A 14,663-nucleotide genomic window follows, 5' to 3' on the forward strand; every position below is an offset into this window, starting at 1 on the left:
TGCAGAGAAAAGCGGCTTCGGCCGCTTTTCTGTTGGCGGCGCTCCAGTGTCCGGAGCGTCGTGCTAAAAAGCGGGAAGTCATTCGGGGCGGTACTCGGCCGGGACCGTTCCCTGCTCCATGCCGCTTTGACCCTGCCCGACTTTCGCCCCGGGCGCAGCCTCCAATCTGCCCCATGAAAAAAGGCTTCCATACGATCATCGCGGCACAGTTCATTTCGTCGCTGGCCGACAATGCGCTGTTGATCGCCGCCATCGCCCTGCTTTCCGTGATGCGCTCGGCCGCGTGGGTTACGCCGCTGCTGCAGATTTTTTTCACGATCTCGTACGTGCTGCTCGCGCCGTTCGTCGGCGCGTTCGCCGATTCGATGCAGAAGCGTCACGTGATGTTCATCTCCAACGCGCTGAAAGCGAGCGGCTGCCTGATGATGATTCTGGGCGTTCATCCGATGATCGCCTACGGCGTGGTCGGCTTCGGCGCAGCCGCGTATTCGCCCGCCAAGTACGGCATCCTCACCGAGCTGCTGCCCGCCGAAAAGCTCGTGCAGGCGAACGCGTGGCTCGAATCGGCGACGGTGCTGTCGACGATCGCCGGCACGATGCTCGGCGGTGCGCTGATCAGCACCGTCTTCGAGCATTTCGTCACGCGTGCGCATATGCCGCTGATCCGCTCGGCCGCCGATCTCGCGATGGGCGCGGTCATGCTCACCTACGCGATCGCCGCCGCGATCAACATCTTCATTCCGGACACTGGCGCGCGCTATCCGAACCGGCTGACCGAGCCGAATAAGCTGGTCGGCGATTTCCATCACTGCTTCCGGGTGCTGTGGGCCGACAAGCTCGCGCAGATCGCGCTGTGGGTGACCACGCTGATGTGGGGCGCCGCCGTGACGATGCAGCTGCTGGTGTTCAAATGGGCGAACGTGAACCTCGGGCTGTCGTTGTCGAAGGCGGCGGTGATGCAAGGCGTGACCGGCTTCGGCATCGCGATCGGCGCGGCGGGCGCGGCCGCGCTGATTCCATTGCGCCACTCGCTGAAGGTGTTGCCGGTCGGCGTGCTGACGGGCGCGGTGGCGATCGCGATGGCCTTTTACAACAAGGACCTGTTCCCGGCGGGCGCGGGCCTGCGCTTCGGCACGCACGTCGCGCCCTACTACATTCTGCTGGCCTATCCGCTGATGATCGTGCTCGGTGCGTTGTCGGGCTTTTTCATCGTGCCGATGAATGCGATCCTGCAGCATCGCGGCGCGACGCTGCTGTCGGCCGGTCACTCGATCGCCGTGCAGAATTTCAACCAGAACCTCGCGGTGCTGCTGATGCTCGGCGTGTACGCGCTGCTGCTCACGGCGAAGATGCCCGCGCAGTGGATCATCGTCGTGTTCGGCACCTTCATCACGCTGCTGATGTGGCTCGCGAAACGCCGCAGCGCGGCGAACGAACGCAGGGTGGACATGCGGGCGATGATCGAGGAATGAATGCATCACGGTGCTCCAGCAATGACAGCGCGAGGCTCGGCTCGACGGCCGTAACCCGCCGCGACGGCGCGCACCCCCCGCTTTGATCGAATCGGTCATGCTGACATTCAGCTCTTGTGTTGGGCATCGTCCGTTCGGCCAGGGTCCGCTCGCCGCGCCGGCGGGTTAAACTCACGCCCTGAGCATCTACCGCAAGAAGACACGAAGGATGGGTATTCAAACCGCAGCGGCCAACGACGTCGCACAACACACGCCGATGATGCAGCAGTACCTGCGCATCAAGGCGGAGCATCCGGGCACGCTGGTGTTCTACCGGATGGGCGACTTCTACGAACTCTTTTTCGACGACGCGGAAAAAGCCGCGCGCCTGCTCGACCTGACGCTCACGCAGCGCGGCGCGTCGGCGGGCAATCCGATCAAGATGGCCGGCGTGCCGCATCACGCTGTCGAACAGTATCTGGCCAAGCTCGTGAAGCTCGGCGAATCGGTCGCGATCTGCGAACAGATCGGCGACCCGGCCACCTCGAAAGGCCCGGTCGAGCGCAAGGTCATGCGCGTGGTTACGCCTGGCACGCTGACCGACGCCGCGCTGCTGTCCGACAAGAGCGACGTCTATCTGCTCGCGCTGGGCGTCGCGCACAATCGCCGCGGTGTCGCCACGAGCGTCGGTCTCGCATGGCTCAATCTCGCGAGCGGCGCGCTGCGCCTCGCCGAAGTCGCGCCCGATCAGGTCGCCGCCGCGCTGGAGCGCATCCGTCCCGCGGAAATTCTGGTCGCCGACGCCACCGCCGATTCGACCAGCTGGACACCGCCTGTCAACGCCAGCGCGCTCAAGCGTGTACCGGCCTGGCACTTCGATATCACCTCGGGCACGAAGCGCCTGTGCGACCAGCTCGAAGTCGCGAGCCTCGACGGCTTCGGCGCGCATTCGCTCGGTTGCGCGTGCGGGGCGGCCGGCGCGTTGCTGCTGTATGCGGCGTCCACGCAGGGCCAGCAACTGCGCCATGTGCGCAGCCTGAAGGTCGAATACGAATCCGAATACATCGGCCTCGATCCCGCCACGCGCCGCAACCTCGAACTCACGGAGACACTGCGCGGCACCGAATCGCCGACGCTGTGCTCGCTGCTCGACACCTGCTGCACGACGATGGGCAGCCGCCTGCTGCGGCACTGGCTGCATCATCCGCCGCGCGATTCGGCGGTGGCGCAGGCACGTCAGCAGGCGATCGGCGCGTTGCTCGACGCGCCGCCGGGCGCCGATCTCGATACATTGCGCAGCGCATTGCGGCAGATTTCGGACATCGAACGGATCACCGGACGTCTCGCGCTGCTGTCGGCGCGGCCGCGCGATCTGTCGAGCCTGCGCGATACCTTCATCGCGCTACCTGCATTGCGCGCGCAGCTCGCAGCGATGGCCTCGAACGCGGATTCGCTCGCGCGCATCGACGCGGCGCTCGAACCGCCGCACGCGTGCGCCGATTTGCTGAAGCTCGCGGTCGCGCAAGAGCCGGCCGCGATGGTGCGCGACGGCGGCGTCATCGCGCGTGGTTATGACGCCGAGCTCGACGAACTGCGCGATATTTCGGAGAACTGCGGACAGTTCCTGATCGATCTCGAAACACGCGAACGCGCGCGCACCGGCATCAGCAATCTGCGCGTCGAGTACAACAAGGTGCACGGCTTCTATATCGAAGTCACGCGCGGCCAGACCGACAAGGTGCCGGACGACTATCGCCGTCGGCAAACGCTGAAGAATGCCGAGCGCTATATCACGCCCGAGCTGAAGACCTTCGAGGACAAAGCGCTGTCCGCGCAGGAACGCGCGCTCGCGCGCGAACGCGCACTGTACGACGCGTTGCTGCAATCGTTGCTGCCGTTCATTCCCGACTGTCAGCGCGTTGCGCTCGCGCTCGCCGAACTCGATCTGCTGGCCGCGCTCGGCGAACGCGCTCGCGCGCTCGACTGGGTTGCGCCGACGTTCTCGGCGAACGCGGGTATCGACATCGAGCAGGGTCGTCATCCGGTGGTCGAGGCGCAAGTCGAGCAGTTCATCGCCAACGATTGCTCACTCGCGACCGAGCGCAAGCTGCTGTTGATCACCGGTCCCAACATGGGCGGTAAGTCGACTTTCATGCGCCAGACCGCGCTGATCGCGCTGCTCGCTTACGTGGGCAGCTATGTACCAGCGCGGCGCGCGGCCTTCGGACCGATCGACCGCATCTTCACGCGCATCGGCGCGGCCGACGACCTCGCCGGCGGCCGCTCGACCTTCATGGTGGAGATGACCGAAGCCGCCGCGATCCTCAACGACGCGACACCGCAAAGCCTCGTGCTGATGGACGAGATCGGCCGCGGCACGTCGACGTTCGACGGCCTCGCGCTCGCGTGGGCGATCGCGCGCCACCTGCTCGCCCACAACGGCTGCTACACGCTGTTCGCGACGCACTATTTCGAGCTGACGCAACTACCCGCGGAGTTTCCGCACGCGGCCAACGTGCATCTGTCGGCAGTCGAGCACGGGCACGGCATCGTGTTCCTGCACGCGGTCAACGAAGGGCCCGCCAATCAGAGCTACGGTCTGCAGGTCGCGCAACTCGCCGGCGTGCCGAACGCGGTGATCCGCGCGGCACGCAAGCATCTCGCGCATCTGGAGCAGCAATCGGCCGCGCAGCCCGCGCCGCAACTCGATCTGTTCGCGACGCAGCCTGCCATGCTCGCCGAAGACACGGACGACGACCACGAGACGGCGAGCGACGCAACGCCCGCGTCGCCCGCGATGCAGACACTCGTCGAGCGTCTGCGCGGCATCGATCCGAACGATCTGCGGCCGCGCGAAGCGCTCGATCTGCTGTACGAACTGCATGAACTGGCCGTCGCGCCGGATGCGGATCACTGACACGCCGGGACACCCGCCGCGCCCGCGCGGGCTTCGCGCGGCGCTGCGCCACGTGCTCGCACCGGCAGGCGGCATCGTCGTGCTCGTGGCAGTGTGCGCATGGACCGTGCCGGCGCACGCTGAGGCCTCGCGCTTCGCGTTCGCGGTGATTTCCGGCACGATGCACAGCCCCGCCGAGGAAGCCGCCACGCAACGGCTGCTCGAGGCGATCGGCCGCGAGCGCGACGTGCGCTTCATCGTCTACGACGGCAATCTGAAGGGGCCGAAGGAAGTTTGCCGCGACGCGCTGTTCGAGCGCCGCCACGCGCTGCTCGACAGCTCGCGCACTGCCCTCTTCTTTATCCCCGGCCAGCATGACTGGGTCGATTGCGGCACGGCGGAAGCCGGCGGCTTCGATCCGGTCGAGCGGCTCGACCAGTTGCGGCAAACGCTGTTCGCCGATCCAACGTCGATGGGGCAGAACCCGATCGCGTTGACGCGCGAGAGCGAGGTGTCGCGCTTCCGCCCGTTCCGTGAAAACGTGCGCTGGGTGGTCAACGAAAAAACGAACGACAAAGCGAACACCAACGCCGGCGACATCGTCTTCATCGGCCTGAACGCGCCGGGTCCGAACAACCACTACCTGAGCGCGGGCGGCCGCAACGGCGAGTTCGAAGATCGCGTGATCGCCAACGCATTCTGGCTCGAGCACGCGGCCGAATACGCGAAGCGCCGCGACGCGCGCGCGATCGTCGTGTTCATTCAGGGCGACTTCGACCCGGAGCGCTACGAGCGACCCGAACGGTTCGCCTGGCTGCACTTCGCACATAGCTCGCGCCGCGACGGCTTTCTGGAATTCAAGCGCAGTCTGCTCAAGCTCGCGCAGATTTTCCCCGGACCCGTGGTCGTCATTCATGCAGACGAGGACCGGCCGGCCGGCGGTTTCGTCATCGATCAGCCGCTACGCAACGACAAGGGGATGGTCGTGACGAACCTCACGCGCATTGCGCTCGCACCGCATGATCGTCTCAACCAATGGATTCAGATAGAAGCGGATTTCGGCAGCAAGCCGCCGTTCAGAGTCAGCGTGCGCGACGTGCCGAAGCAGATGCCGCTGCCCACCACGCCGCCGGTCTTGCCGCCCGCATCGCCGCGCGACGAATCCGGCGCGTCGATGCCGGTTGCGCCGGAGATGCCGAATGTGGAAGGTTTCGGGCCGGCGTCGGAATTGCCGCCCGTATTGCAGACACCTGGAGAGTCGCAGGAGCAGCAGCCGCAGCCGCAGCCGCGCATCCCGTCCGACCAGGGCGGCGGCGACTATGGGCCCGCTATCTCGATGCCGCCGGGGTCGATACTGCCAGCCTCGCCTGCGTTGCCCGCATCGGTGCCGTCTGCCCCCGCGACGACACCGCGCATGCCCGCAAGCTCAGTGCAGGGTCGGTTTTGAGCTGTCTTCTTCGTCCTCGTCTTCATCGTCGTCGAGAACTTCGAGGCCGTCCGCGCCATGCGCGTGCTCGTGCTGGATTTCGTCTTCAGTTGCCGGACGCACGTCTTTGACGGTCAACGCGAAACGCAGCGCCATGCCGGCGAGCGGATGATTGCCGTCGAGCACGACCTTGTCTTCCGCGACGTCGGTCACCACGTACACCAGCGCATCGATTTCCTCGTCGCCATCTTCGGGGGTGCCTTCGAACTGCATGCCGACTTCGAGCGGTTCCGGGAAGCGATCGCGCGGCTCGATCTTCACAAGCTCGGGATCGTATTCGCCGAACGCGTCTTGCGGCTCGAGCTGGATCTGGGTCTCGAAGCCGGCCTCGTGGCCGTCGAGCTCTTCCTCGATCTTGGGGAACGTGCCATCATAGCCGCCGTGAAGATAGACCATCGGCTCTTCGCTTTCCTCGATCAGATTGCCCTGCGCATCCGACAGCTTGTAGGCGACCGACACGACGGTGTTCTTTGCGATTTTCATTCGACTCTCCAGAATACAACTCACATTATACGATGCCCAGGCGGCCCACCCACCTCCCGGCCGATGCAGGTTCGGCAAGCAATTCGCCGTCTGCTGCAAAGCCGGCCACGCGGCCCACTCTTCCGCCCTCGCCCGACGTTCCGACCGCACTTCTCGGCCATCTGAGCCCGTCGCAATTCATGCGCCGCTACTGGCAGAAAAAGCCGCTGCTGATCCGTCAGGCGATTCCGGACATCGAAGCGCCGCTGTCGCGCGACGAGCTGTTCGAGCTGGCCGATCGGGACGACGTCGAAGCGCGCCTGATCACGCACTTCCGCAACAAATGGCAGCTGGAGCACGGCCCGTTCGCGCCCGACGAACTGCCGTCCGTCAAACAGCGCGCATGGACACTGCTCGTGCAGGGCGTGGATCTGCACGACGACCGCGCGCGCGCGTTGCTCGACCGTTTCCGTTTCGTGCCGGACGCGCGTCTCGACGACCTGATGATTTCGTATGCGACCGATAGTGGCGGCGTCGGCCCGCACTTCGATTCCTACGATGTGTTTCTTTTGCAAGTAAAAGGCAAGCGCCGCTGGCGCATTAGCGCGCAGAAAGATCTGACGCTGCAGCCCGGCTTGCCGTTGAAGGTTTTACAGCACTTCGAGCACGAACAGGAGTGGGTACTCGAGCCCGGCGACATGCTGTACCTGCCGCCGCACATCGCGCACGACGGCATCGCCGAGGGCGAATGCATGACCTGCTCGATCGGTTTTCGCTCGCCCTCCGAAAGCGAGCTGACCGCGCAGTTCCTCTACCACCTGGCCGAGCGCGGAGAGGCCACGGGCAAGGCGGGCGCCCTTTATCGCGACCCACGGCAGGCCGCGGTCGAACAGCCGGCCGAGTTGCCCGCGGCGCTCGTCGAACGGGTGGGCGCGATGCTTGCTAAAGTGCGATGGAATGAGCAGGACATTGCGTCGTTCCTTGGCACGTACCTCAGCGAACCCAAGCCGAGTGTCGTCTTCGATCCGCCGCAACGGCCGCTCAACGAAGCCCGTTTCATCGGCGCGGCGTCGAGATCCGGTCTACGGCTCGATCGCAAGAGTAACCTGTTGTATGAACGACGTTTTTTCTTCGTAAATGGAGAAGAAATATCGTGGACCGGCGCGAAAAAATGGCTGTTTGAACTCGCAAATCTGCGGTGCATGAGTGCGATACGCTTTGTAACACTATCACACGATTCATCGGTGACAGCACTGCTACACGAGTGGTATTGTGCGGGCTGGATACAGGTAGGCGAGATTGCGTAACTCTGCCCGCCTGTTATACCGTACGGTGAAATTTTGTATGAGAAAGACAACGTATTGACCCGCATTTATCGACTGTCAGTACGAAAGTGCATATAATTTCCGCCCAAGCCGTAGGGAAGATTCCAGCTCGTCAAAAGAGCATCTCCACCAGCGGCCCAGGTCGGTGTTGGAGCACATTACCGGTTTTATTTTGCGCTGTTGCTTACCTTTAAACCATAAAAGGACGTGATCATGAAGAAATCCCTCCTCGTAGCATCCCTGTTGGCAGTTGTGGCACTCGCTGCATGCAACAAGAGCAACGATCAGGCTGCTGCACCGTCGGAAGCTGCGTCCGCACCGGCGGCAGCATCGCCTGCTGAAGCAGCATCGCCGGCAGTTGCAGCATCGCCGGCCGAGGCAGCATCGCCGGCCGAAGCAGCATCGCCGGCCGAGGCAGCATCGCCGGCTGAAGCAGCATCGCCGGCAGCAGGCGCAAGCCAGTAAGCCGCAACGGTTCGGCGCTGTAGCGGCGCTCCCGCTACAGCGCCTGCGCACGAAACGTTTGGAGGTTGGCCGGAAACGGCGCGGGCCGCAAACGGGCAAAGAAAAACGCCACGGATTCACATCCGTGGCGTTTTGTCATTCAGGGCCGCTTTCCGCTGCGGAGCTCGTCGCATGTGTGGAACACATCCCCTATCGAACCGGCGCCGCTGGCCCAGCGCTCTCCTCAAAGAACTCACGCACCACGTCGATCTCGCGGGTGCGCTTGAACGGCGGCAGACTCTGCCAGATGCGGCGGCCATAAGGTTTATCGACGAGACGTGTATCGCAGATCATCAGCACGCCACGATCGGTCTCCGCGCGAATCAGCCGGCCGGCGCCCTGCTTCAGCGTGATGACGGCCTGCGGCAGCTGATGCACGGCGAACGGGCTCAAGCCCTTCTTCGTCAGTGCGTCGAGCCGCGCGGCCAGCACGGGATCGTCCGGCGGCGCAAACGGCAGCTTGTCGATCACGACCAGCGACAGCGCGTCGCCGCGCACGTCCACCCCTTCCCAGAAGCTCTGACTGCCGACGAGGATCGCATTGCCGTAGGCGCGAAAGCGGTCGAGCAGTTCGGTGCGGCTCGCATCGCCCTGCACGAGCAGCGGATAGTCCCAGCCGCGCGACTCGATCGCGTCGCGCAGCTTCGCCGAGATACGATCCACCGCGCGCAGCGTCGTGCACAGCATGAAGACGCCGCCGCCCGAGGCTTCGATCGCGGGCAATGCGGCATCGAACACGGCGTCGGTGAACATCGGCGATGACGGCTGTGGCAGATTGCGCGGTACGTACAGAAGCCCTTGCGATGGATAGTCGAATGGGCTCGGCAATGTCATCGAGCGCTTCGAGTTCAAGCCCATCTGTGCCGCATAGTGCGTGAAGTCGCCGCGCACCGACAGCGTCGCCGATGTGAAGATCCACGCGCGCGGTACGCCGGCGCGCTGCTTCGCGAAAATCGGCGCGACCGACAACGGCGTTTCGTGCAGCTGCACCGTATGCGAGAACACCTCGATCCAGCGCACCTTTTCATTCGGATCGGCGCGCTCCGCGCCGGCGTCACCCTCGCGGGTCGCAACCGCGTCGCGTTCTGCACTCGTGGGTGGCGTGGTCCAGCCGCTCAGCACGTCCTGCAACTCGCGCGCGCGACGCAAACACGCGCCGAGCGATTCGGCTCGCTCGGCCTGGCCCGCCAATGCCGAGGCCAACGCGTCGAGCTCGGCCTCGAGCGTCTCGAGCGCGGCGAACAGCGGGTGATCGTCGGGCAGCTGGCCGATCGACAGACGCACCGAGTCTTCCTTGAACGCGAGCCGCACGTCGCGCGCGGCGCGCTCGAGCGTCGCGCCGAGCTTGACCCAATCGACCGCATCGCGTGCGTGACCGAGGCCCTCGGCGACCGAATCGCGTGCGAGTTCGAGAAACTGCGCGGTCGATAGCGTCTCGCCGAAAAACAGCGTCGCGGTTTCGGGCAGCTGGTGCGCTTCGTCGAAGATGACCGTATTCGCAGTCGGCAGCAGCTCCGCCATGCCGGTATCGCGCAGCATGATGTCGGCGAAAAACAGATGGTGGTTGACCACCACGATATCGGCCTGCTGCGCTTCGCGGCGCGCCTGCATCACGAAGCAGTCCTTGTAGTGGGGACACTCCTGGCCGAGACAGTTGTCGCGCGTCGACGTGACCATCGACCACACCTGCGCCGTTTCCGGCACGCTCGCGAGTTCGGCCTTGTCGCCGGTGCGCGTGATCTTCGCGAAGCGCACGATGTCCTGCAGATACGAGGTCTCCTGGCGCGACGGCAGACGGCCGTTGTCCGCGGTGCGTTGCAGGTAGTAATGGCACAGGTAGTTCGCGCGGCCCTTCAGCATCGCGACCGACACCGGCACCGCGAGCGCGTCGCGCACGGTCGGAATGTCGCGCTGGAACAGCTGATCCTGCAGATGCTTGGTGCCGGTCGAGACGATCACCTTGCCGCCCCACAGCATGGCCGGCACGAGGTACGCATAGGTCTTGCCGGTGCCGGTACCCGCCTCTACGATCAGCGTATTCTCACCACCGTCGACGCCATCGGCTTGTGCGTTGCTCCCGGTCGACTCAGAGACGGCTTCAGCGCCGGTCTGCTGCAGGCGCCGCGCCGGGCGCTTCTGCGTCTCGAACATCGCGGGCTCGGGCATCGCGCGGCCCGACGCCTCCATCGCCGCGGCAACCGCACGCGCCATCTCGATCTGCGACGCACGCGGCCGATAACCGTCGATCTGCCGTGCGAGCAGACCGTTGTCGGCGAAGATGTCGTCGAGCTCGCTCGCGCGGCGCCGATTCAGCGACACACCTGGCGCCGGTGCTGCCGCGCGCGGCGCAGGCGTACCCGAAGCAGATGCGTTGTCCGGCGCGGCCCGGGATGAAGTGTCATGCGATGAATTCAAGGCAAGCGTTCCTGCTAAGTCCGGCTCGCGCGCTGCGCGCCCGGCGCCTGCCAGGCCGCGAACTCAGGCGCGCGCGTCCGGTTCGAGCTGCAATTGCAGCAAGATGATGGTGTCCTTGACTTTAAGTTTGCGCTTTTTCAGGCGCTGCAACTCGAAGTCGTCGATGCCGGGTTCATCCGACATCCGGTCGATCAACCGGTCGAGTCCACTATGCTCCGATTCCAGTTGCAGAATGCGGTCGCGAAGTGTGTTTGCGTCGATGACGTGATGACGATCGCGCATGCTCGCCTCCTCTGGTCGGCGGCACGAACCGCGTGCGCGCGGTCCGATGCCTGAGGTTGCTGTCCGCCTCAAAACGCATTACGGCGACTACGGCGGCCCTGGCCACGACCGCCACGGCTTACTCTACGATACAGCCACTACAGCACGCTTACTGTTGCTCTTGTTGCTGCTTTTTCTGCTCTTCGAGCTGTTGCTGCTTCAGCTCGTCCTGACGCTTCTGCTCGGCCTTCTCGGCGGCCTGCTTTTGACGTGCTTCGACATCGAGCTTGTGCTGCTCGGCCTCGGCCTGCTTCCGCTCGAAAGTCTCCTGTTTCTGCTGGCGCTCCGCGGCCTTTTCCGCACCCTGCCGACGCGCTTCCTCGAGCTTGCGCTGGTAGTCGCTCTGCTTCTGGTCGTAGGCCTTCTGATTGGCCGCCGCCTGCGCAGGCGTGACACCACGCTGCGCCTGATCGAGCGCGTGCTGGCGCTGCTTCTCCTCGTAGGCCTGCGCGTTGGCTTCGTGCTGCGGTGCCGCGGCGTTGCGCTGCGCCTGATCGAGCGCGTGCTGACGTTGCTTCTCCGCGTAGGCCTGCGCATTGGCTTCGCGCTGCGGCGCCTCGGCGTTGTGCTGCGCCTGATCGAGCGCGTGCTGACGCTGCTTTTCCTGATACGCCTGCTCGTTGCGCGCGTCTTCGGCGGCACGTTGCGGCGCTTCCGCCTCGTTTTGCGCGCGCCGCAACGCGGTGCGTTCGTCGCGTTCACGGGCGCGCTGCGCACGCTGCTCGGCGTCGAGCGCGAGCTGTTCCTTGCGGATGTCCGCCTGCACGCTGCGCATCGCGTCGCGCGCGCGGTTCAGACAGTGATTGACGAAGAAGCGGCTGTAGCAGTTGTGTTGCGCGACAGCGAATTGATAGTTGTTGTCGTCGGTGCGCTGATTGAGCACCTGTTGCCGCTCGTCGAACGACTTGTCCAGCACGGCTACGTCACTTGCGCTTTGAGGGCCGTCGGCGGTTGCGGCGGCTTGCGGGCCCGAGCCCGCGACGGGCGCCGTACCTTGCGCGGGCGTCGCGCTTTGCGCCGCGGCCGACACCGGCACGACGAGCGCTGCGGCGATCACGCACGACGCGGCAGCCGTTAAAGCCGACCGACCGAACGAGCGCAAAGAAACCAGCGGCAATTGAGACGAACCCGGCAGTGAACCCGGCAGTGAACCTGACGCCAGCGAAGAGACCAGGCGGTTGAGGGACAAGGAGATTGGCAACGTCGTAGAGGGTCAACGGAACATGCCCGAAATTCTAACACCCCACGGTTGAGCCCTTTGGCATTTATGGCAAAATGCCCCGCTCTAGACTTGGTCGCGGCACATGCCCGGCCTGTCCCGATTTGCCGCCCGCGCGCGGCCCATCACTGAGTCCGCAGGAACACCAAGACCTTATGACGGAAACCGTAGCACTCAAGATCGTCCAGCGCATCGCCACCGAACTGTCCGTCCAGCCGCGCCAGGTCGCGGCCGCGGTGGAACTACTCGACGAAGGCGCGACCGTTCCGTTCATTGCCCGTTATCGCAAGGAAGTGACCGACAATCTCGACGACACGCAACTGCGCAATCTCGAGGAACGCCTAGTCTATTTGCGCGAGCTGGAAGACCGGCGCGCGGCGATCATCGCGAGCATCGACGAACAGGGCAAGCTCACCGACGAGCTGCGCGGCGCGATCGAAGGCGCCGACAGCAAACAGGTGCTCGAAGACCTCTATCTGCCATACAAACCGAAGCGCCGCACGCGCGCGCAGATCGCGCGCGAAGCCGGCTTGCAGCCGCTCGCCGACGCGCTGCTCGGCAATCCGCTGCTCGATCCGCAAGCCGAAGCCGCGGCGTACGTGGACGCGGACAAAGGCGTCGCCGATGTGAAGGGCGCGCTCGACGGCGCGCGCGACATCCTCTCCGAACAATTCGGCGAGACCGCCGAACTGCTCGGCAAGCTGCGCGACTATCTGTTCAACCAGGGCGTGGTGTCGTCGAAGGTCGTGGAAGGCAAGGAAACCGCGGAAGAGGAGAAATTCCGCGACTACTACGACTACGCCGAAACGATCCGCACGGTGCCGTCGCATCGCGCGCTCGCACTGTTCCGCGGCCGCAATGCCGGCGTGCTGATGATCAAGCTCGGCCTCGGCGAAGAGCTCGACGCGCAGGCGCCGCACCCGGGCGAAGCGCTGATCGCGCGGCACTTCGGCATCGCCAATCAGAACCGCCCCGCCGACAAGTGGCTCTCCGACGTGTGCCGCTGGTGCTGGCGCGTGAAGGTGCAGCCGCACCTCGAAAACGAACTGCTGACCAATCTGCGCGACGAAGCCGAACACGAAGCGATCCGCGTGTTCGCGCGCAATCTGAAGGACCTGCTGCTCGCGGCGCCGGCTGGTCCGAAGGCCGTGATCGGTCTGGATCCGGGCTTGCGCACCGGCGTGAAGGTGGCGGTGGTCGACCGCACCGGCAAGGTGCTCGCGACCGACACGATCTACCCGCACGAGCCGCGCCGCGACTGGGACGGCTCGCTCGCGAAGCTCGCGCGAATCGCCGCGCAAACGCAGGCCGAGCTGATCAGCATCGGCAACGGCACCGCGTCGCGTGAGACGGACAAGCTCGCGAGCGAGCTGATCGCGCGTCATCCGGAGCTGAAGCTGCAGAAGATCGTCGTGTCCGAAGCCGGCGCGTCGGTGTACTCGGCGTCCGAGCTTGCCGCGAAGGAATTCCCCGCCATGGACGTGTCGCTGCGCGGCGCGGTGTCGATTGCGCGACGTCTGCAGGACCCGCTCGCCGAGCTCGTGAAGATCGAGCCGAAGGCGATCGGCGTCGGCCAGTATCAGCACGACGTGAACCAGCGCGAACTCGCGCGCTCGCTCGACGCGGTCGTCGAAGACTGCGTGAATGCGGTCGGCGTCGATGCGAACACCGCGTCGGTCGCGCTGCTCGCGCGGGTGTCGGGTTTAAACGCAACGCTCGCGCGCAACATCGTCGACTATCGCGATGCGAACGGGCCGTTCCCGTCGCGCGAGCATCTACGCAAGGTGCCGCGTCTCGGCGACAAGACCTTCGAGCAGGCTGCCGGCTTCCTGCGCATCAATAACGGCGAGAATCCGCTCGACCGTTCGTCGGTGCACCCGGAAGCGTATCCGGTCGTCCAGCGCATCCTCGCGAAGATCAGTAAGCAGGTCGGCGAAGTGCTCGGCAATCGCGACGCGTTGCGCGGACTGTCACCCACCGAATTCGTCGACGAGCGTTTCGGTCTTCCAACCGTGCGTGACATCCTGGTCGAACTCGAGAAGCCGGGCCGCGATCCGCGTCCCGAGTTCAAGACCGCGACGTTCCGCGAAGGTGTCGAGAAGGTCAGCGATCTGATCCCGGGCATGGTGCTCGAAGGCGTCGTGACGAACGTCGCGGCGTTCGGCGCGTTCATCGACGTCGGTGTGCATCAGGATGGCCTCGTGCACGTGTCGGCGATGTCGACGAAGTTCGTGAAGGACCCGCATGAGGTCGTGAAAGCCGGTCAGATCGTCAAGGTCAAGGTGCTCGAAGTCGACGTGAAGCGCCAGCGTATCGCACTGACGATGCGTCTCGACGACGAACCCGGTGCAGCGGCCGTGCGCAGCGGCGGCGGTGCGCAGCAGGATCGCGGTGGCTCGGGCGGCAGCTTCAATCGCGGCGGAGCGGGACGCGGTGCGCCGCAACGCTCGCGCGAACCGGAGCCGGGCGGCGCGATGGCGGCTGCGTTTGCGAAGCTCAAGCAGAAGTGAGCGTCACGGACCGGAGCACGTCGTCGCACGCGCTCCGGTCCGTGACATGACTGCGTCGCGCGCTCAACCGCTTG

At 65.1% G+C, this 14,663-nt stretch carries 10 protein-coding genes; 6 read left to right on the top strand and 4 right to left on the bottom strand.

Going from position 1 to position 14,663, the window contains the following annotated elements; translation table 11 throughout:
- Positions 1-173 precede the first annotated feature (173 nt).
- From lplT to OKW27_RS21520, 3 genes are all read left to right on the top strand, one after another.
- On the top strand, positions 174-1,472 hold the full coding sequence (gene lplT, locus OKW27_RS21510) for a lysophospholipid transporter LplT (RefSeq protein WP_429334799.1): 1,299 nt from the start codon (positions 174-176) through the stop codon (positions 1,470-1,472).
- 208 nt (positions 1,473-1,680) lie between these two features.
- Positions 1,681-4,368 (top strand): DNA mismatch repair protein MutS, encoded by a 2,688-nt coding sequence (gene mutS / locus OKW27_RS21515; RefSeq protein WP_429334800.1) that lies wholly within the window; start codon positions 1,681-1,683, stop codon positions 4,366-4,368.
- Positions 4,334-5,794, top strand: coding sequence for a hypothetical protein (locus OKW27_RS21520; RefSeq protein WP_429334801.1), 1,461 nt, complete (start codon positions 4,334-4,336; stop codon positions 5,792-5,794). Before mutS ends, OKW27_RS21520 begins: the two co-directional genes overlap by 35 nt.
- On the opposite strand, the gene OKW27_RS21525 is transcribed toward OKW27_RS21520, so the two are convergent.
- A complete protein-coding gene (locus OKW27_RS21525) occupies positions 5,774-6,316 on the bottom strand; it encodes an FKBP-type peptidyl-prolyl cis-trans isomerase (protein WP_090800708.1) in 543 nt (180 codons plus the stop codon). The two genes, OKW27_RS21520 and OKW27_RS21525, sit on opposite strands and share 21 nt — an antisense overlap.
- A gap of 32 nt (positions 6,317-6,348) precedes the next feature.
- On the opposite strand from OKW27_RS21525, the gene OKW27_RS21530 reads away from it, so the two are divergent.
- Positions 6,349-7,602, top strand: a complete 1,254-nt coding sequence (locus OKW27_RS21530; RefSeq protein ID WP_429334802.1) for a JmjC domain-containing protein — start codon at positions 6,349-6,351, stop codon at positions 7,600-7,602.
- A 231-nt stretch (positions 7,603-7,833) separates the two neighbouring features.
- On the top strand, positions 7,834-8,085 hold the full coding sequence (locus OKW27_RS21535) for a hypothetical protein (RefSeq protein WP_167368596.1): 252 nt from the start codon (positions 7,834-7,836) through the stop codon (positions 8,083-8,085).
- Positions 8,086-8,274: 189 nt separating this feature from the next.
- Here the strand turns inward: OKW27_RS21535 and OKW27_RS21540 are convergent, their stop codons facing one another.
- From OKW27_RS21540 to OKW27_RS21550, 3 genes are all read right to left on the bottom strand, one after another.
- Positions 8,275-10,539, bottom strand: a complete 2,265-nt coding sequence (locus OKW27_RS21540; protein ID WP_090800711.1) for an ATP-dependent DNA helicase — start codon at positions 10,537-10,539, stop codon at positions 8,275-8,277.
- A 63-nt stretch (positions 10,540-10,602) separates the two neighbouring features.
- Complete coding sequence (locus OKW27_RS21545; RefSeq protein ID WP_013089766.1) at positions 10,603-10,821, bottom strand: DUF465 domain-containing protein; 219 nt, start codon at positions 10,819-10,821, stop codon at positions 10,603-10,605.
- Positions 10,822-10,969: 148 nt separating this feature from the next.
- A complete protein-coding gene (locus tag OKW27_RS21550) occupies positions 10,970-11,917 on the bottom strand; it encodes a hypothetical protein (RefSeq protein ID WP_429334803.1) in 948 nt (315 codons plus the stop codon).
- A 317-nt stretch (positions 11,918-12,234) separates the two neighbouring features.
- Here OKW27_RS21550 and OKW27_RS21555 point away from each other — a divergent pair, with 317 nt between their 5' ends.
- Positions 12,235-14,589, top strand: a complete 2,355-nt coding sequence (locus tag OKW27_RS21555; protein ID WP_429334804.1) for a Tex family protein — start codon at positions 12,235-12,237, stop codon at positions 14,587-14,589.
- The last annotated feature ends 74 nt before the right edge of the window (positions 14,590-14,663 follow it).

Source organism: Paraburkholderia sp. 35.1, from assembly GCF_050436525.1.
GTDB classification, from domain to species: Bacteria; Pseudomonadota; Gammaproteobacteria; order Burkholderiales; family Burkholderiaceae; genus Paraburkholderia; species Paraburkholderia tuberum.